This is a genomic window from Halotolerantifilum yawarlongkerapense, from assembly GCF_054506745.1.
In genome coordinates this window covers 1,678,107-1,695,834 of record NZ_CP199719.1, presented here as the reverse complement: position 1 = coordinate 1,695,834, position 17,728 = coordinate 1,678,107, and the positions used below count along the sequence as shown (strand labels likewise).

At 55.0% G+C, this 17,728-nt stretch carries 19 protein-coding genes; 11 read left to right on the top strand and 8 right to left on the bottom strand.

Annotated elements, in window-relative coordinates:
• From ACULM0_RS08180 to ACULM0_RS08165, 4 genes are all read left to right on the top strand, one after another.
• Complete coding sequence (locus ACULM0_RS08180) at positions 1–876, top strand: DUF4097 family beta strand repeat-containing protein (protein WP_463677062.1); 876 nt, start codon at positions 1–3, stop codon at positions 874–876.
• A 185-nt stretch (positions 877–1,061) separates the two neighbouring features.
• Entirely contained in the window at positions 1,062–2,297 is a 1,236-nt protein-coding gene (locus tag ACULM0_RS08175) for a uracil-xanthine permease family protein (protein ID WP_463677061.1), read from the top strand.
• 86 nt (positions 2,298–2,383) lie between these two features.
• A complete protein-coding gene (locus ACULM0_RS08170; protein ID WP_463677060.1) occupies positions 2,384–2,620 on the top strand; it encodes a hypothetical protein in 237 nt (78 codons plus the stop codon).
• A gap of 21 nt (positions 2,621–2,641) precedes the next feature.
• Entirely contained in the window at positions 2,642–3,520 is an 879-nt protein-coding gene (locus ACULM0_RS08165) for a sugar phosphate isomerase/epimerase family protein (RefSeq protein WP_463677059.1), read from the top strand.
• Here the strand turns inward: ACULM0_RS08165 and ACULM0_RS08160 are convergent.
• Genes ACULM0_RS08160 through ACULM0_RS08150 form a run of 3 tightly spaced genes read right to left on the bottom strand, consistent with a single transcriptional unit; the run spans position 3,517 to position 6,391 of the window.
• Complete coding sequence (locus ACULM0_RS08160; RefSeq protein WP_463677058.1) at positions 3,517–3,855, bottom strand: DUF1475 family protein; 339 nt, start codon at positions 3,853–3,855, stop codon at positions 3,517–3,519. The two genes, ACULM0_RS08165 and ACULM0_RS08160, sit on opposite strands and share 4 nt — an antisense overlap.
• Positions 3,855–4,625 carry a DUF1295 domain-containing protein gene (locus tag ACULM0_RS08155; RefSeq protein ID WP_463677057.1) on the bottom strand — a complete coding sequence of 257 codons (771 nt, stop codon included), beginning with the start codon at positions 4,623–4,625 and terminating at the stop codon, positions 3,855–3,857. The genes ACULM0_RS08160 and ACULM0_RS08155 overlap by 1 nt, the downstream gene beginning before the upstream one ends.
• Positions 4,622–6,391 carry a DegV family protein gene (locus ACULM0_RS08150; RefSeq protein ID WP_463677056.1) on the bottom strand — a complete coding sequence of 590 codons (1,770 nt, stop codon included), beginning with the start codon at positions 6,389–6,391 and terminating at the stop codon, positions 4,622–4,624. The genes ACULM0_RS08155 and ACULM0_RS08150 overlap by 4 nt, the downstream gene beginning before the upstream one ends.
• Before the next feature lie 215 nt (positions 6,392–6,606).
• Here ACULM0_RS08150 and ACULM0_RS08145 point away from each other — a divergent pair, with 215 nt between their 5' ends.
• The 7 genes from ACULM0_RS08145 to rbsK all read left to right on the top strand — a co-directional run bounded on the left by ACULM0_RS08145 (position 6,607) and on the right by rbsK (position 11,270).
• Positions 6,607–6,873, top strand: a complete 267-nt coding sequence (locus ACULM0_RS08145; RefSeq protein WP_463677055.1) for a Veg family protein — start codon at positions 6,607–6,609, stop codon at positions 6,871–6,873.
• A gap of 80 nt (positions 6,874–6,953) precedes the next feature.
• On the top strand, positions 6,954–7,844 hold the full coding sequence (gene ispE / locus ACULM0_RS08140; RefSeq protein ID WP_463677054.1) for a 4-(cytidine 5'-diphospho)-2-C-methyl-D-erythritol kinase: 891 nt from the start codon (positions 6,954–6,956) through the stop codon (positions 7,842–7,844).
• Positions 7,837–8,508 (top strand): GntR family transcriptional regulator, encoded by a 672-nt coding sequence (locus ACULM0_RS08135; RefSeq protein ID WP_463677053.1) that lies wholly within the window; start codon positions 7,837–7,839, stop codon positions 8,506–8,508. The genes ispE and ACULM0_RS08135 overlap by 8 nt, the downstream gene beginning before the upstream one ends.
• Positions 8,505–8,909, top strand: a complete 405-nt coding sequence (locus ACULM0_RS08130) for a YwiB family protein (RefSeq protein WP_463677052.1) — start codon at positions 8,505–8,507, stop codon at positions 8,907–8,909. Before ACULM0_RS08135 ends, ACULM0_RS08130 begins: the two co-directional genes overlap by 4 nt.
• Before the next feature lie 54 nt (positions 8,910–8,963).
• Entirely contained in the window at positions 8,964–9,647 is a 684-nt protein-coding gene (locus ACULM0_RS08125) for a GGDEF domain-containing protein (RefSeq protein WP_463677051.1), read from the top strand.
• 34 nt (positions 9,648–9,681) lie between these two features.
• A complete protein-coding gene (locus tag ACULM0_RS08120; protein ID WP_463677050.1) occupies positions 9,682–10,374 on the top strand; it encodes a class I SAM-dependent methyltransferase in 693 nt (230 codons plus the stop codon).
• Positions 10,371–11,270 (top strand): ribokinase, encoded by a 900-nt coding sequence (gene rbsK / locus ACULM0_RS08115; protein ID WP_463677049.1) that lies wholly within the window; start codon positions 10,371–10,373, stop codon positions 11,268–11,270. The genes ACULM0_RS08120 and rbsK overlap by 4 nt, the downstream gene beginning before the upstream one ends.
• Positions 11,271–11,622: 352 nt before the next feature.
• Here the strand turns inward: rbsK and ACULM0_RS08110 are convergent, their stop codons facing one another.
• From ACULM0_RS08110 to ACULM0_RS08090, 5 genes are read right to left on the bottom strand one after another with little or no spacing between them, the layout of a single operon-like run.
• A complete protein-coding gene (locus ACULM0_RS08110) occupies positions 11,623–11,898 on the bottom strand; it encodes a 2Fe-2S iron-sulfur cluster-binding protein (RefSeq protein ID WP_463677048.1) in 276 nt (91 codons plus the stop codon).
• Positions 11,899–11,904: 6 nt separating this feature from the next.
• Positions 11,905–13,419 carry an exopolyphosphatase gene (gene ppx, locus ACULM0_RS08105; protein ID WP_463677047.1) on the bottom strand — a complete coding sequence of 505 codons (1,515 nt, stop codon included), beginning with the start codon at positions 13,417–13,419 and terminating at the stop codon, positions 11,905–11,907.
• Positions 13,412–15,454 (bottom strand): polyphosphate kinase 1, encoded by a 2,043-nt coding sequence (gene ppk1, locus ACULM0_RS08100; protein WP_463677046.1) that lies wholly within the window; start codon positions 15,452–15,454, stop codon positions 13,412–13,414. The genes ppx and ppk1 overlap by 8 nt, the downstream gene beginning before the upstream one ends.
• A gap of 10 nt (positions 15,455–15,464) precedes the next feature.
• Positions 15,465–16,934, bottom strand: coding sequence for a Ppx/GppA phosphatase family protein (locus tag ACULM0_RS08095; protein WP_463677045.1), 1,470 nt, complete (start codon positions 16,932–16,934; stop codon positions 15,465–15,467).
• A gap of 5 nt (positions 16,935–16,939) precedes the next feature.
• Complete coding sequence (locus ACULM0_RS08090; protein WP_463677044.1) at positions 16,940–17,641, bottom strand: YwaF family protein; 702 nt, start codon at positions 17,639–17,641, stop codon at positions 16,940–16,942.
• Positions 17,642–17,728: the final 87 nt, after the last annotated feature.

Sequence of the window (17,728 nt, the reverse complement as noted above, 5' to 3'; positions counted from 1 at the left end):
ATGAAATCATCCAATCGATGGATTCTCATTTTCCTGGGTGTGGCGCTCGTTAGTTTCGGCCTCGCCTCCATGACGCTACAGACCTTCAACTGGGATGTGTTACGTGAGACGGCCGATGAGATGCGGCTTTCTGCCGATTCGGCCCGGGCCTTCGAGACGACCGGTGGCGAAAGCCTCGCTAGTGACGGTATCCTCGAGATCTCAGTGGTGGATAGCGACCTGAGGATCACCACCCATCCCGGTGATCAGGTCCGCTGGTCCTTCACGGGGACCTATCCGATGGACCGGGTCCCGGAGATCGAGATGTCCGGCGATGAGCGCGACCGAAAGATCGAGGTAAACTACCCCAACCTGGTGGGGATCCATATCGGTAGCTGGTCGCAACTAGACCTGGAGATCCCCGAATCCTTCGCGGGAAATCTGGAGATCCAGGGGACTTCTAATGATGCCTGGATCGCTCCGCTGGTCTTGAATCGTCTGGTCATACGAACGGTCTCTGGCGACGTGACGGTGGAGGCACCTCATGTTGAAGCTTTCTCAGCGGAGAGCACCTCGGGTCACGTGATCCTCACGAAAGCAGAGATCGGTCAGGCGCGGCTCGAGAGCGTAAGCGGGGATCTCGAACTCGCTTGCGAGGCCCTGGGATCGCTCGTCCTCAAGAGCACCAGCGGTGATGTGTCGGTGAAGGCGCCACCGATCACCGATCTCAGGTTGCTGCTCGAGACCATCTCGGGAGACCTTTCCTATGAGGGGAGGAGCGACCGCATCGATCGAACGGGCGACCGCAGGTTACTGGTGGAGAATGGTCATGGAAGCAGGGAGATGCGTCTGACCACGGTGTCCGGTGAGATCGAGTGGATTGAAATTTCACCTTGACTTTTTCTCTCTATCCCATATAATAATACGAGATGAATAAATAGTACGCTTTAAAGGAGTCCGAGAGACCCGAAGCGATTTGACGAGATCTGTCAGGCTCTTCGTGTGCTCTTTGCGCCCGAGGAGCCTTTTTTGTACACATACCTTTTAACCCGGTCCGGTGAGACCCGAAAGGAGACATGAGAATGACTACGAAAGCGATGACCAACAAAACGGCTGTAGCGGCCCCCACGATCAAACAGGTGATCTTGGCATTACAGCACCTGATCGCCATGTTCGGCGCCACGGTGCTCGTACCGATCCTAACGGGGTTCGACCCCTCGGTGGCCCTGCTCTCCGCAGGACTCGGAACCCTGATCTTCCACTCGGTCACCAAGCGAAAGGTACCGGTTTTCCTGGGTTCCTCTTTTGCCTTCATTCCCGTGATCATCGCGGTGAAGAACACCTACGGTAGCCTGGCCTACGCCCAGGGTGGTATCGTTGTGGCAGGTCTTCTCTACATCCTGCTCTCACGCGTGGTCGATCGGATCGGAACGGATACGCTCAAGCGATATCTCCCCGCGCATGTCATCGGCCCCATGATCATGGTGATCGGTCTGAACCTGATCCCCGTGGCCTACGGGATGGCCAGCGGAAACCTCATGCTGGCGGCGATCACACTGGGCACAGCACTTTTCGTTAACTTCGCATTCAAGGGATTTACCAAGCAACTCGCTATCTTGATCGGCGTTCTTGTCGGTTACGCTGTGGCCCTGTCGCTCGGAGCTGTGGACACGAGCATCGTGACGACAGCGGAAGTCCTGGCCATTCCGAACCTGACGCTCCCCAAGTTTTCACTGGGTGCCATCATGACCATCGCGCCGGTGGTCCTGGCGGTCTTCATGGAACACATCGGTGACATCACGACAAACGGTGCAGTGGTCGGCAAAGACTTCATCAAGGATCCTGGCCTCAACCGAACGCTTCTGGGTGACGGCCTGGCCACGCTGATGGCCGGTATGATCGGTGGACCTGCGAATACGACCTACGGTGAGAACACGGGCGTGCTGGCCATCACGAAGAACTACAACCCGGCGATCTTGCGCCTCGCAGCGGTCTTCGCCATCGGCCTGGCCACCATTGCCAAGGTGGGCGCGGTGCTCTCGAGCATCCCGGTGCCGGTCATGGGCGGAATCAGCCTGATGCTCTTCAGCATGATCGCCTTGATCGGTGTGAAGACCATCAAAAGCAGCGAGACCAAGATGGATGCCAAGCACATGATCGTCATGGCGGTCATCTTGATCCTGGGCTTCGGCGGTAGCTACATCGAACAGTCAACAGGCCTTTTCGTGGGAATTCGTCTCACGGAGACGGTAAGTCTCTCGGGACTGAGCTTCGCGGCCATCGTGGGCGTCGCGCTCAACCAGCTCCTGAATCGATAAAAAATTGGGAAGGGTGGCCTCGGCCATCCTTTTTTTCGTGGAAAAAAACGGCGGGCTATGCTAAGGTGGGTACTGAGGAGGTGGGGATGATGGGTGTGAAGATTCGACTGGGTCTAGCGGTATTGGCGCTTATCTATATACTGATGCACCGCTGGCAATGGACAGGTGCCTGGGGACTCAACGGACCCATGGGGGTACTCTTTTCCCTGTATCTGGTCGTCTACGCTCGCGAACAGCAGCAAAAGGGCCGAAAGCAACTGGCACTTTTCTACCTTTTCTTTAGTCTCATGGCGTTTTTTGCGGCCTTTTTGGCCTTCCGATAGGATAGCAGGAGGAATCGAAGTATGTTGGCAGTGAAGAATCTAGGAATCAATACCGTGCATATTCAGGTGGACGAACTGGACCAGCTTGGCATCCATCGGATCGAAGCATGTCTTGGCCGGGGGAAAACACACGAGGAGATGTTGGAAAAGATCGACCGAGAGATCGCCTACGCGACAGAGCGGTCTTGGCCCTACTCCATCCACCTACCGCTGGAGATCTTCGACTGGTATGACCACGACTATCTTTCGGCTTTTTACCTCGACCCCGATGCACAGCTACGTGATCTGTCCTTTCGTTTTCTAGAGGCCAATCTCGAGCGTTTGTGCCGCTTGTACAATCCCGAGTATTTCGTACTTCATTTTCCTGGGGTCTACCATCACGAGAGTATGGATGCAGAAGCCTTCGATCGTGTGCTTATGGCGGGCCTCGACCGCTTGGAGGACGTTGCAGCTGCTTACGATGTGCGCATCCTGCTGGAGTATTTCGGCTCGAACGTGATGTTCTCGGATCCAGAACAGTGGGTCGATCGCTTGGCTTCCTATGCGCATCTCGGGATCCTGGTGGATACGGGTCATCTGTACTTCGCCTCGCTCCTGCGCGGCTTTGATTTCGATTGGGCCCTCACTGTGTTGGCCGATCAGGCAGAGGCTTTTCACCTCTGGACGACCAAGGGCGACCGCCCCTATGGAAACAATCCCCACTACAAGGCCTACCATCACATCGTTCCGCACATCGAACAGCGCAGGGCCGACGGCTTTGCTTTCGATACGCGAGAGGTGCTCGATCTTCTTCTGACAAAAGAAAAGCCCCTCATCATAGAAGCCTCCCCCTACTATAAAGGGAGGGGCTACTATGAAGAGGGGGTCCGCTCTGTTGTTTCGCACCTGACCCGTGGTTAGGTGCTTTTCTTATGGCGCTTGTGCTGGAAGAAACGGGTCATATCCCCCCTTGCCTGCATGAGGGCGTAGAGCGTGTAGAGGGTGATGGTTAGGCTGCCCAGCGTGAGGGTGAGCATAGCGATCAGAAGCGTGCGTCCCATGTGGTTCTCGCGGTAGGCGACCCACCCGATGAAGACGAAAAAAGCGAGGTAGAGGTCGATCAGTGTGACCTTGCCCCAGTAGAGGGAGGTCAGCTGCCCACCCTCTTCAAAGAAGTTTCCAAGGGTGAAACCGTAGAGGATGACACCCAGCATGACCAGGGCACCGAATGCCAGGAGAATTTTTGCGCTTTTCATCAGCCTGCATCCTTGGGAAACCAGGGGAAGAACTTGTTGGTCCGTTTTTTGTAGGCTTCAAAGTCCGGGCGGCCTTCGTATTTTTCCTCCAGAAGCGGTACACCGGAAACGAAGAGGAGAAGGTAGGTGATCACCATAGGGCTGAGGATAAAAGGGAGGGCGGCGACGCCGTGCAAGGAGACCAGCCAGACACCCCACCACATGGTGGCTTCGCCGAAATAGTTCGGATGGCGCGTGTAACGCCAGAGCCCTGTGTCGATGAGCTCTCCCTTGTTGGCGGGGTCGGCTTTGAAGACCTTGAGCTGATAATCGCCCAGCGCTTCAAAGTAGAAACCGATGACCCAGATGAGGATGCCGAGATACGTGGTGATGCCGGTGGAGGCACTCCCCCGGGTACCCGTGTAGATGATCGGCGATGCGATCAACAGCATCAGGACGCCCTGGAGCATATAGACGCGGAAAAAGGCGTTGATCATCGGATGGTCGCCCCAAGACTCCCGCATTTTGACGTAACGATAGTCCTCGGGTTTTTTGAAGTTGCGAAGACCGATGTGGGTGGCCAATCGGATACCCCAGAGGGTCACGAGGACCATCAGGATGAGCGAGAGGGTGTTCCCGGAGCCCATCCAGTAACTGTAGTGAGCGATCAGAACAAAGCCCAAACCCCACGCTGTATCCACGACAGAGTTCTTCCCGATGGCTTGTCCGATGAGGAAGAACAAGGAGAAAAAAATGAAGGTCAAAAGGAGTACTTGCCACAGTAAAGTCATGAGGATCCTTCTTTCTTAATATAGGCGATGGCCACGGCACCTGGTCCGGAATTTGCAGCTACCACGGACGAGATGTCGGTGATGTAATCCACCGTTATGTTGAATTCCGATTCGATTTGTTCCTTCCAAATTTGCGCTCTTTCCGGTGCGTTCCCGTGGACGATACAGAGGTGGCTCACAGGGAGGTCTTCAGCTAAGAGCGATTTGATTTTCTTGAGTACCCCAGATCTTGAGAAAGCTTTTCCGAAGGCGATACCGGCACCCATGTCATCGAGAGATACGATGGGCTTGAGGTTGAGCACCTTACCCACGATCCCTAGGGTGGGAGGGACGCGCCCGCCCTTAACCATGTACTTGAGCGTGTCGACGCCCACGTAGATTTTGGTACGTTCTCGTGTGGATGTGAGTGTGCGGACGATTTCGTCGATGGGTCGACCATCGGCGATCATCTCGGCGGCTCTCAGAACGAGCAGTCCCTGGGCACCGGAGTTCAAGCGGGAATCGATCACATGGAGTCTGCCCTTGTAACCGTCCGCGAGCCGTGAGATCATCTGGTTCATGCCGGATAATTTGGCGGCCACGCTGATGAACAGGACATCATCGTAGACGCTGAAGAGATCATCGAAAAGATTTTCCGCCCGCTGGATGCTCGGGATCCCGCTCTGTGGTTGGTTCTTGAATTTTCCCGCCAGATCGTAGAAGGTATGCGGTTTGACAGTCACCTTATCGAGGAAGGTACTGTCGTTGATCGTCAGATGGATGGGGAGCACGTGGATGCGGTGGGCTTCGATCAAGGACTCCGGTAGGTCGGCGATAGAGTCCGTGCAAAGGGCGATCCGTCGATCGGATACCTGTTGGTCGAGCAACTGGATTTGCATGTCATCGACCTTGGTCTCTAGAATGGTCAGGCCCTCTTCCACCAATAGGCTGTGCAGGACCTCGGGGGCGTTGGTGTGCAGGTGGATCCGAAGATTCTTGCGACCTCCCGCCACGATCAGGGAATCGCCCAGATCGCCGAGCAATTCGCGCAGTGCATCGGGTGTGGTGCCACTATTGAGGACCAGTGCCTCCGTACAGTAACGGTAGTCCCCTAGTTCGTCGTGGGCATGATCGACATCGGGAATCTCCAGCGGCCCCTCCATATCGAGTTCAGGTTCTTCTGCCCCGTTGAAATGCTGGGCCATGGAGGCGATGACGTGGTAGAAGCCCATGGCGCCGGAATCCACGACATTATGGTCGGCGAGCACCTGCAGCTGGTGCTTGGTGTTCTCCAGGATTTCACCGGCGTACTCCAGACTGTCACTGAGGAGGGCGGGGAAGGAGCGGTGGGTCCCCTTGCGTTCGGAGAGATAGCCTGTCCAGCGGTCGATGAGCGTTAGGATGGTACCCTCCGTCGGTGTATCCACGGCCGCGGCCGATTTTTCCGATGCGATGCAGAGGGTATCGATGAACTCCGAGGTGGACAGATGAGAACGGCCGGCCACGGCGTCGCTCCATCCGTTGAAAAACTGGGCGACGATCAGTCCCGAGTTCCCACGAGCCCCCGTCAGGGCGCCTTCGGCCATATGACCGAGCACGACATCGACATCATCATCTGGTTCTGTGTTGTTCACGATGGCCCGCATCGTCGCATGCAGATTCGTTCCTGTATCGCCGTCCGCCACGGGAAAAACGTTGGTCTTGTTGAGGAGGTTTTTTTCCTTCTCAATGGCCAGAGTGCTCCTGACCATCGATTTGTAGATATCGTGACCGTTGATGGTTTCCATATACTTCGCCACCTTTCGGGAATCATTGTCAGTTGAGAAACAATCCTTTTGTCAGCTTCTGTCTATATATACCACCCATTGGTAGGGATATGCACGGGAGAGAAAAATGGGAGCAGAAAAAGTGGTTGACAAATACTTTTAAGCTATTGTATAATAATTGACTTTTCCGGTGGGAAGTGCTAAGATAGGCTTGACCATAAGAGGAAGGTGATAAATTGGCGACCCGTGAAACACTTTTGGAAATCAGAAAATACGTCGAGGACTGCCTGGGTCAAAAGGTTCAGCTCAAGACGAATAAGGGTAAGCGGAAAGTCAAAATTCGCGAGGGCATCATTGATGATGTGTTCCCTAGCGTCTTTACCGTACGAATTGATGAAGGGCTTAACATCGGACAGACACTGTCCTTCTCCTATTCCGATATCCTGACCGAGACTGTCGAGATCACACTTTGCAGAGATGAAGCAAAAATCGAGGTTTCCTAAAGATGCCCCATCCGGGCATCTTTTTTCGTGCGAGGCTTTTCATGCCGTGATACATGGGCTATAATAGAAATGAGTGTATTTTGTATAATGTATTAGAGGTGGATGCTGTGGAATATCGAGCCTATGCAAAGGTCAATCTCAGTCTGGAAGTGATCGGTAAACGCGCGGATGGTTATCATCTCGTGGACATGATCTTGCAGAAAATCGATCTCTATGATCTCGTGCGCCTTGACAAACGCGATCGGGGGATTGCGCTTACCTGTGATGATCCCGACCTACCGACAGATGAAGGCAACCTGGCCTATCGTGCTGCGGCTGTATTGATGGAGAAGGCGGCTCTCGAAGGGGGTGTGTCGATCCACATCGAAAAGCGGATTCCCGTGGCAGCGGGCCTGGCCGGTGGTAGCGCTGATGCTGCGGCTGTACTGATTGGGATGCGCGAGCTCTATGATGTGGCCATCGATGATCATGAACTCTTGGCCCTTGGCCTTGGGTTGGGTGCCGATGTGCCCTTTTGCCTGGGCATGGGTACGCAGCGGGCCGAGGGGATCGGCGAGGTTCTCAGACCCGTTACCGGTCTTGATGAGGGTTTTCTCGTGTTGACCAAGCCGAAAGAAGGGGTTTCCACCCAGGCGGCCTATCGCAACCTACCACCGGGATCCTTTACCCGGGGACAACGGACGCGTGCGATGGAAGAGGCCTTATGTTCGGGTGATCTTGACCGAGTGGGGCGTGCCTTGCACAACACGCTGGAGCTCTCGACAATGCCCGCGCGTCCAGAGATCGCCAGTCTGAAAAACATCATGATCGACAAGGGGGCCTTGGGTGCACTCATGAGCGGCAGCGGGCCCACGGTGTTCGGTCTTTTTTCAGACGAGCTGGGGGCAAGAGCGGCCTTTGAGGCATGTAAACGGATCAATGACCAGACCTACATGGTGAGACCGATAAATGGGGGATTTTTTGATGTCTAAGTTTAAGAAGTTGGATTTCAAGCACTACAAACCACTGGGAGAGATTGTGTTCGATCATTTGAAAGAATCGATTCTCAAGGGTGAGTTGAAACCAGGAGAGCGCTTGATGGAAATCGCCCTGGCAGAAGAAATGGGCGTATCGCGCACACCTGTGCGAGAGGCGATCCGGAAGCTTGAAAAAGAGAAGTTCGTGGAGATGATCCCGAGAAAGGGCGCCTACGTGGCGGATCTGACCAAACAGGATATCCTGGATGTGCTGGAGATTCGCTATGTACTGGAGGGTCTGGCGGCCAAACTGGCTGCCAAGAAAATGAAGGAAGAAGACATCGAGCAGTTGAAGCAAAATGTTCGTGACTTCAAAGAGGCCATCGAAAATATGGATCGCACCACGATGATCGATAACGACAATGCCTTTCATGATATTATCTACGAAGCAACGGAAAACGAGAAGCTGATCGAGATCATCCAAGATTTGCACGACCAGTACCAGCGTTTTCGTCTGGTTTACTTCAATGAGTTCGACGACTATGCTGAGGTTTGTCGCCGACACGAGGTCATTTGCGAGGCGATCGTGGCCGGCGATGAGGACCTGGCGAAAGAACAGGCGGAGGAACACGTGAGGGTAATCATCCAGAGTATCAAGAAGCGGGTGGCTCGTACGTGACGAAGCGACAGCTGACCCTCCGCTCGGTGCTCCGCTATGAAGATGGTCGGGAGGAAAGGATCGAGCACCATGTGACGGGGGCCTATGTCTTCCGCGAGGGAACCCATCATTTTCGCTATGAAGAGGAAGGTCGTGAGGGCGACACCCTCCTCTCGGTGGAGGAGGAGGTCGTTAAGATCCGGCGGTTCGGACCCGCGGGCTCAACGATGACCATCCGGGTGGGCGAAACCTGTGAAAACCAGTACCGGACACCCTATGGCATCCTGGAGATGACCACAGAAGGACACCGGATCTCCCTGCTGATCGATGAAAAGGGTCGGGGTCAACTGACATTTCAGTACAGGCTGACGATCGATGGGGACGTAGCATCAGAAAATGAAATCGAACTGACCGTGCGATGATGCGCGGTTTTTTTGATATAATGGAGAAGAAGACCTTTTATGGGGGGTGAAGGCATGGAAAGATCGACCTATTTATGGATGATCACCCTGGCACTTTTGGTGCGTGCCACGGTGCAGGTCTGGTTATTACCCGAATCGCTGACACGGGGTGTGCACTGGGCCGCAACGCTGTTTTTCTCCGTGGTGCTGATCATGGTGGTTCTCTACGGTTACAAGCGACTCCAGGACCACGAGGCCATGCAGTTCAGAGAAAATGTCATCTACGATCGTTTCATCCATGCCGATGGAGAGGGTCAGATGGATCTGAAGGCTTTCCTCAACGTGCTGGTGATGGAACGGGAACGATTGGCTTTTTTCGGAAAAACCTCTGCCATGATTCTTTTCGATGTGGATGACTTCGAGAAGGTGAACCGTCGCCACGGCAGAACCCTGGCCGATCACATGCTCGATGGCATCATTGCCACGGTCCGCGAGGAGCTCGACGGGGGAATCGTGGCGCGGGTGCGCGGAGATGCCTTTGCAGTGCTACTCCCCGGTGCTGATCGAGAGACGGCCCAGCAACGTGCTGAAGGTACACGGCTTGCCATCCGGGCTTTGAAGTGGCCGGGCTTCGGACCGGTGAGCTGTACCTTTTCTGTGATGTCTTTTGACGGTGATATGCAGGAGCAAAAACTATTTAGCGATGCGGAGGCACTACTGAAGAAGGGAAAAGCGATGGGCAAAGATCAGGTCGTATGAGAATAGCTAACTTATGTACCAGGAGGTGCTCGAATTGAAGGAGTATAAACGATACCAAGGGATTATCAATTGCGCGGAAAGACCACTGGAGGATCGGGTGGTGAAACGGTACAATCAATTGGCCGGTGTCTATGAATTCCTGCTCGATCACGTGGCCCTACCACGCTTTTTCAAGGCGGATGAGGAAGTGCATAAGATCCAACTGAAGCGTCTGTTCGATGACCAGCGGATCGAGCGTGTGCTGGACCTTGGATGTGGAACCGCTTCGGTCATCGATCATCTGCCGGAGCTACGGTCATACTACGGTATGGATTTCAGCAAGGACCAGCTCTCTCAGGCCAAGAAACGCTTGGAGGCAAAGAAAATTGATCCCTTCTATCTCTTCGAGGTGGATATCCACGAGATCCCGCTGGTCGATGCCTATTTTGAAACGGCGATATCATCCCTGACTTTCAATTTTCTGGAGGATCCGAGAAAAGCTTTTAAGGAAACGGCCCGCGTTTTGAAACCCGGTGGACACTTCTACCTGGTCATGCCGCTCAAGGGCCAGGATCCCGATTATGATGCGTTGATGCTGAAGCACCAATCGGATCCGTTTTACGGCAGTTTCCTCTCTTATGATGAGCTGAGCAAGATGGCCCTGGATGCGGGCTTCGGGATGGTCGAGAAGCGCCTGGAGAACGGTAGCCTAGCCTATCTGGTTTTAGAGAAGCCGGTGAGTACATGATCCTGGTGATCGGTAGCATCAACCAAGATCATGCCTTCGAGATCGATCGCTTCCCCAACGTGGGTGAAACGTTAACGGCCAATGGGTACTCGGTGCACCCCGGTGGCAAGGGAGCCAATCAGGCCGTAGGGTGCGCCCGGATGGGTGCGCAAGTAGCCTTCTTGGGAGCGGTGGGTGATGATGCCGTCGGTAAGGAGCTTTTGAAGGGACTGGCCGAAGAGGGGATCGATCTCAAGCACACCCGCGAGAAATCAGGTGCCACGGGGACGGCCATGATCATGATCGCGCCCAACGGACAGAATAAGATCGTGGTGAATCCCGGGGCCAACAGTTCGATCGGCGTATCGGACGTTACACGCGATGAGGTTTTCGAGGGCGTGACGCACCTCTTGATCCAACAGGAGATTCCGATCCCAGTGATCGAGGCAGCTCTAGAGAAAGCCAAGGAGCGGGGTGTTGTGACAATCCTGAACCCGGCCCCTCACAAAGAACTCGAGCGGTCCATCTATGAGAAGGTAGACTTCCTGGTGCCCAACGAAGAGGAGCAGCTGGCGATGACGGGGATGCACAACCGCGAGCGCGGAGCAAAGGAACTCTTGTCCTGGGGGGCGGGAAGGGTGATCACCACCTTGGGTGCCGAGGGATGCCTTGACACCACATCTGACTATCAACTGACCTACGAGGCTTATTCGGTGAAAGCGGTGGATACCACCGCTGCAGGCGATAGTTTTATCGGGGGATTGGCAACGGGTTTGATCGAGGGTTTAAGCGTGGAGCGCGCCATCGATCGCGGCCAACGTGCGGCCTCCGTTGCGATCCAGCGACTCGGCGCCCAGCCGTCACTGGCCTACCGCAGGGAAGTGATCGGGGTGGAAGAAGCACCCAAGAGCAACTGACGGCTCCGCATGCATGCGGCAGCAGCCTTGTGTAGGATGATGGGATATTTTTTAAGCGTGAAGGAAAAGTGCAGGGTGCCATCAATGGATGGTAGCCTGCACTTTTTTATAAAGAAAACAAAAAAGAAAAAGGAAACCTCGGGGGGGAGGTTTCCTTTTAGGGGGGTTGAGTGTACAATCGTAAGATTTTTTGAGGGGGATCTAACGATTTGAAAAAGTTTAGGAAGGTTATAGGGTGTTGAAGGGTTTGTAGGAGGGTCAAATGAATGTTGCTTTCATTTGATGAGTTAATGATAACACCTCTCAACTGACTTGTCAATACTAATTGATAACTTTTTTCAGTTAAATTCGATTATCTTTTCTTCTTCTTGCTCTTTCCCACTTCTACTCGATGGTGATCCTCTGCCCGGTGGAGACAGGCCAGTCGGTAGCCCTTGGCCAAGGCCTCTTCCGAGAGATGTTTGCGGTCTCCTTTTTTTGGCTCGGGAATCGTATCCCCCAGAAGGCGAACCTTGCACTTGCCACAACTCCCTTTTTCACAGGAGCCCTTGATCTTGATACCCGACCGCTTGGCGGCACGGTAGATGGTCTCCTTGTCCTTGATTTTCACTTGCTTTTGAATGAGCACGGCACGTCAGCTCCTTTCCCTGATGATCAAACGCTTGCCGAAGGCTTTTTTGAAAGCGGCCGCGGCGTTCATGGCCGCGGCTTTCTCCAGAGGCACAGGTTGGTCGGTCTTGAGAGTGAGGATCACGCTTTTCTTCTTCACCTTCACGGCAATGTCATGGACAACGCTATCCTCCGAACGGTCTAATTTTTCAGCCATCATAAGGAGGGTGGCCAATCGCTTGACCTTCTCATAGCTATCCCGATCTAGATAGTGGCGATACTGACGCCAGCTTTCGCGGAGCTTACGGTCCGGTCGGTGGCGTCCGACCATAAAGGCCACTTTTACCAGGTCCTCATGGGAGAGTCCTTCGAGATCGCTGTTGAGGGTGAGGTAGAAGCTGTGTTTATGGTGGTCATAATAATCAACAAACATACCGGTATCATGCAGGGTGGCCGCTGCGAGGAGAAGCTCCTCACTGTTGTCGAAGAAATCAGCCTCTTGTCGAAGACCGGTTAGCAGTCGACGGGATAAGTGATGAACATGGCTACTGTGGGTTTCGTTCACTTCATATCGCTTGGCAAGGTTCGAAAGACTTCTTTCGAGGAGCGGACGGTCGTCGGGGAACTGTTCCTGTAGGACCTCGTGGAAGAGCCCTTCTCTCAGACCGTTGCCGCTGACCATGAAGAGGGGGGACTCCACCACATCCAGAAGCGCCCGCAGGGGGAGGAGGCCACCGGCGATGACCTCGGCACGATCGCTGGAGATGCCCTTGATCTTCCGCCGCTTCTTGAGGGGAAGAGAAAGGATTTCGTCGATCATGTCGAAGACCTCGTCGTTGGACAACGTGTAGCCGTGAATCCGATCGAGGGGGAGCCGCAGGCGGTACTTGTCAATTTTCGCGAGGCTCCTTAGCGTCCCGCCGACGCCCACGATGGGTAGGCCCTCGGCTTCGTCGATCCAGGGGAGCGCCAGTAGTTGTGCGCGGATCTCGGAGAGCGCCTCCCTAAGGGTTTCGGGCTTGACTTCGTAGTCGGGGAAAAAAGTCTCCGTTAGGGTCACCGCTCCCAAGCGGAGAGAGACGGTCTTGAGGAGCTCTCCGCCTTTTACCAGAGCGAGTTCTGTACTCCCACCACCGGTATCGATGAGCAGGAAGTCCTTGAGGGGGAGGGTGTTGATCACACCCAGGTAGTCATAGGTGGCCTCCTCATCGCCGCTGAGGACGCTAAAGTGAAGATTCGTGGCAGCCTCGACCTTCGCGAGGAAGGCCGCTTGATTGGCCGCGTCGCGGACAGCAGCGGTGGCCACGGGGATCACGCGATCGGTGTCGTGCACCCGCATCAGGTGCTGGAACAGATGGAGGGTCTCGATGGTCCGCTCGATGGGTTCCGGCTGGAGTTCCCCGGTTTCTCCTGTCCCTTGGCTGAGGCGGACCATCACCTTAGCCTGTTCGATCATCTTGTGGGCGCCCCGGTGATCGATGCGCATGATGATCATGCGGACGGAGTTGGATCCGAGGTCTATGATCGCGAGTTTATGCATGGGAAGCCTCCTTTCGATCGAGATAGGTCATGAGCGTCTGGTGTGAATCTGTGGAATCGGGCGCATCACCCTGGGGATGATAGGTTCCCTCGGCATCGAGGATGCTGGCGTTCGACCGGTCTTCGATTTCCAACCTCAGGATGTCGATCAAACGCGTTTTCAGCGCGGGGTTCTCGATGGGGAACATCAGCTCGATCCGCCGGTAGAGATTTCTAGGCATCCAATCGGCACTGGCGTTGTAGACCCGAGGAGCTCCGTTGTTGTGGAAGTAGAAGGTGCGGTTGTGCTCGAGGAACCTGCCCACGAGGCTGATCACGCGGATGTTTTCGCTCACTCCTTTTAGACCGGGCTTGAGGCAGCAGATGCCCCGGACGATCAGGTCGATCTTCACGCCGGCTCGTGAGGCTTCGTAGAGCCTGTCGATAAGATCCTTGTCCACCAGAGCATTCATCTTGGCGATGATCCGGGCTTCTGATCCGTTCTTCGCCCACTCGATCTCCCGATCGATATCCTCCACGAGCCGACGCTTGATGCCGTCGGGCGACTGCACGAGCTTGTGAAAGACCGGTTGATCTGCATATCCAGAGAGTGCGTTGAAGAAGAGTGAGGCGTCTTCGCCGATCTTGGGATCGTTGGTGAAAAAGGAGAGATCCGAATAGATGTTGGCGGTGACGTCGTTGTAGTTACCGGTCCCCAGGTGGATGTAGCGCTGCATGCCCATGGGCTCGCGCCGGATTGCCAGCGTGATCTTGGAGTGCACCTTGAGGCCCACGAGGCCGTAGATCACGTGGCAGCCCGCTTTCTCCAAACGCTTGGCCCAGCGGATGTTGTTCTCTTCGTCGAACCGTGCCTTGAGCTCCACGATGACCGTCACCTGCTTGCCGTTGTCCGCGGCCCGCTCGAGGGCCCGGACGATGGGCGACGCGCCGCTCACCCGGTAGAGGGTCTGTTTGATGGCCAGAACGTCGGGGTCGTCGGCCGCTTCCTCAACGAAACGGACGACGGGCTTGAACTGTTCGTAAGGATGGTAATAGAGACGTTCGGATGCCTTGATGGCCTCGAACATGCTGACACCGGCGAGAGTGGAATCGGAGAGGGGTTTGAAATCCGGGTCGCGGAGGTGATCGTAACCCTTGAGCTTGTACATTTCGAAAAGAAAAGAGAGGTCCAGCGCGCCATTGTGTTCGTAGATATCCTTTTTATGGATTTCCAGCGATTTTTTAAGCAGCTGTAGCATCCGGTCGTCTCTACCCTTTTCGATTTCCAGACGGATGGCCTGGCCCCATTTGCGCTGTCGGAGGCTGGCCTCGATCTCGAGGAGCAGGTCGTCGGCCTCTTCCTCCGCCACGTTGAGATCGGCATTGCGCGTGATGCGGTAGCAGAGGGTCTCGTTCACTACCTTGCCGGGGAAGAGGCGATCGATGAAGAGCTTGATGATCTCTTCGAGGCGGATGAGACGGTGCATCCCCTTGCGGCTCAGGGTGAGGACCCGCGGAAGGTTGGCGGGAACCTGCACTGTGGCGAACTGTCCATCGTCGAAAAAAACGCCGATGTTAAGCGTCTGGTTGAGGATCAGGGGAAAGGGGCGCCCTGAGTCGACGGCCATGGGGGTGAGGACGGGAAAGATGTACCCGTCGAAATACTTGAGCATCTCGTGGTATTCCTCGGGCGTCAGGTCCTCGTAGCGGCAGAATCTGATCTTTTCCGCCTCGAGCGCCGGGATAATCTGTTCGGTGAGAAAACTGTACTGCTCGCTTACAATCTCGTGTTGGTAGCGTGAGATGGCGTTCAACTGCTCTTTGGGGGTCATGCCGGAGAGGTCGGTCCCCTGGTAGTTGGCCTCCATCAGATCCTTTAGGGTGGCCACGCGGATCATGAAGAATTCGTCGGCGTTCGAGGCCACGATGGCCAGAAACTTGAGGCGCTCGAAGAGGGGGTGCTTGGTTCGGATGGCTTCCCTCAGCACGCGGTGGTTGAAGGCGAGCCAACTGAGTTCGCGGTTAAAGTAATAGGATGGGTGTTCGGGCGTTTTCATGAGAAGCCTCCTAATAGCGGGTGAGGGTGAGTTCGAGAGAAACGCCGAAGACCTCCGTGAAGAAGTCCTTGTGCGCGTTGAACTGCCAGGTTTCCAGAAGTGCTTCGGAGTGGGTGTTGCCGGTGATGGTAATGGTATCCTTTCTCTTTTTAACGATTAGGTCGTAGAGGTTTTCCTCTTTGGCGTAGTCCAGAGCGTCAGCGATCATCATGATGGCAAAGAGTTTCGAAGCCCGCAGTCCGAAGACGCGCGTATGGCGCTTGTCCTCCAGGTAGGCGATCAAAAGTTCCGCCGAGTCGAAGCGGCACAAAATGGCGATCAGCGTTTTGTCCACGGTGCTGAGACCGGGGAAATCCAATTGCTGGATGGTTTCGAATCCACCGGCCTGCCAGTGTTCCGTGGCGGCGTCGTTGAAGAGGGGGCGGAGGAAGCAACTGAGCTTGAGCAGGAGGCGATCCTTGGGATGGGTGAGGCGTTTTTTCACCTTTCCAAAGAGTTCGCTGGTAACCGTCTCGAGGAAGCGGATGTGTTCGATCTTCACGTCGGTGGTCAGGGCCAAGTTGCGTACGTAGCTGATGAGATCTTCGTCCAGGATCCGTTCTTTTTTCTTCAGGGTGCGGTTTTCGATTTCCTCCCGCAACAGACCGTCCACCAGGCTGATCGGCGGAAAATCCAGTGTTTTCGCATCCGTCAGATCGATGAGCTGATCGAGGAGCATCAATCCCGGCAACTGGTGCTGGGGAGATAGATCCTGTTCTTTTTTGATCTTGGCCCTGTAGGCGAGGTCCTTCACGGAAATCGCATCGATCCGCCGCTGGCCTCCCAAGGGGGCCAGAAGCTGGTCCATCTCCCGACCGTAGACCACGAGGGCGACCTCGTTTTCGTCTTCGCTGGGGACGGGGAGCGCCACCAGGTGACGGCGGATGTAACTTTCGATGAGATCGGCGAAGAATAGCGTATGGCCCTCGAGTTCCTGTAGCACCTCGTAGATGCGCATGGTCCCGAGCTTGAAGCTCTGGTTGTAGCGGATCCCGAAGCGATCGTAGCGGGTGAGCTGTACGTTTCCATACCCAATGTTCAGAAAGTAATAGGAGGTTTCTTTGGAGAGCTTGAGGTCGGCCTTGGAGGCTTTAAAGAGCAAGTACTTTTCTTCGGCGTTGCTGATGACATCCACGCGCATGGCCGTTTCCCGGTGGATCTGCTCGATGAGAAAGTCTCGGTTTTTCGCTTCGCGGAAGGCACTCGTGGCCACGATGCGGTAGCGGCGGATTCCGTAGGCCTTCAGCTCCCCCTTGAAGCCCTCGAGGGTGCGGATCAGGACGTCGGCATTTGTTCGCGAGATTTTCTTGGAGAGGAAGGTATCTTCCCCCAGTGGGATCACGCGGGTGATGGTCTCGAGCGTGGTCGTGCGATCTCCGATGATCTCGATGATCTTCATGGTGGTGAGATAGGAGCCGATATCGATGGCGGCGTAGAGCATAAGGATCAACCCTCCTCGGGTTCATGGGTAGCAAGGCGCTGGGGCAACCAGAGCAGTGTGAAGAGCAGGGAGCCGATGAGAAACAGGCCGATCAGATAAGAGGGCCAGGGACCGAAGGCATCCAGGACAGAGAGTCCGCCGGGTTTTTCGAGTAGAAAGAGGTAGTTGGTACCGAAGACGCTGTTGACTATGTAAACTGGCAGGGCAACGCCCACAGTTGTCGCCACTACGATGGGCAGACTCTTTCGTCGCGGGCGTCGATTTCGATGGAGCGTGAAGTGCAGGGCCGCCTGGATCATAAGGGCGTGACTAAGGAAAATATGAAAGTAGCGATAGTGGCCGAAACCATAGGTGAGGTCTGGGGTCAGGATGGCCTGGGTGGCCCCGGCTAGGGCCCAGTAATAGATCAGCTCGTAGCGCAGCTGGCTCTTCGGCCGCAGGTAATGATAAATGGCTAGGACCACCACCATTCCACAGAGGTTCAGGTTCAGATTCTCCACCCACCGGCTCTCGACCACTTCCAGACGCCAGTACTTATAGGTGATCTCCAACACGAGCATAAAAAGGGCCATGGCGATCTCATACCGACGCAGGTCCTCGCCGGACAGGGCGACGACGATCACGACCAATGTGAGGAGGTGATCCGTTGAAAAGAGTTGGAATGTGTCGATGCCAACTGGGTCTTTCGAAAACCAATTGGGAACCATAGCAAACCTCCTGGATCTTGTACTCTATTATACTTACCCCGGAGGCATGAGATTATCGTTAGCTTTGTGTAAAATCGGCGACGAGCA

Bases quoted from the DNA above. Each gene is read 5' to 3' on its own strand.
- ppk1 (WP_463677046.1), bottom strand. From the start codon at position 15,454: ATGAAAACGCCCGAACACCCATCCTATTACTTTAACCGCGAACTCAGT.
- ACULM0_RS08155 (WP_463677057.1), bottom strand. From the start codon at position 4,625: ATGACTTTACTGTGGCAAGTACTCCTTTTGACCTTCATTTTTTTCTCC.
- ACULM0_RS08180 (WP_463677062.1), top strand. From the start codon at position 1: ATGAAATCATCCAATCGATGGATTCTCATTTTCCTGGGTGTGGCGCTC.
- ACULM0_RS08160 (WP_463677058.1), bottom strand. From the start codon at position 3,855: ATGAAAAGCGCAAAAATTCTCCTGGCATTCGGTGCCCTGGTCATGCTG.
- ppx (WP_463677047.1), bottom strand. From the start codon at position 13,419: ATGCATAAACTCGCGATCATAGACCTCGGATCCAACTCCGTCCGCATG.
- ACULM0_RS08090 (WP_463677044.1), bottom strand. From the start codon at position 17,641: ATGGTTCCCAATTGGTTTTCGAAAGACCCAGTTGGCATCGACACATTC.
- ACULM0_RS08165 (WP_463677059.1), top strand. From the start codon at position 2,642: ATGTTGGCAGTGAAGAATCTAGGAATCAATACCGTGCATATTCAGGTG.
- ACULM0_RS08150 (WP_463677056.1), bottom strand. From the start codon at position 6,391: ATGGAAACCATCAACGGTCACGATATCTACAAATCGATGGTCAGGAGC.
- ACULM0_RS08125 (WP_463677051.1), top strand. From the start codon at position 8,964: ATGGAAAGATCGACCTATTTATGGATGATCACCCTGGCACTTTTGGTG.
- ACULM0_RS08175 (WP_463677061.1), top strand. From the start codon at position 1,062: ATGACTACGAAAGCGATGACCAACAAAACGGCTGTAGCGGCCCCCACG.
- rbsK (WP_463677049.1), top strand. From the start codon at position 10,371: ATGATCCTGGTGATCGGTAGCATCAACCAAGATCATGCCTTCGAGATC.
- ACULM0_RS08170 (WP_463677060.1), top strand. From the start codon at position 2,384: ATGATGGGTGTGAAGATTCGACTGGGTCTAGCGGTATTGGCGCTTATC.
- ACULM0_RS08095 (WP_463677045.1), bottom strand. From the start codon at position 16,934: ATGCTCTACGCCGCCATCGATATCGGCTCCTATCTCACCACCATGAAG.
- ACULM0_RS08135 (WP_463677053.1), top strand. From the start codon at position 7,837: ATGTCTAAGTTTAAGAAGTTGGATTTCAAGCACTACAAACCACTGGGA.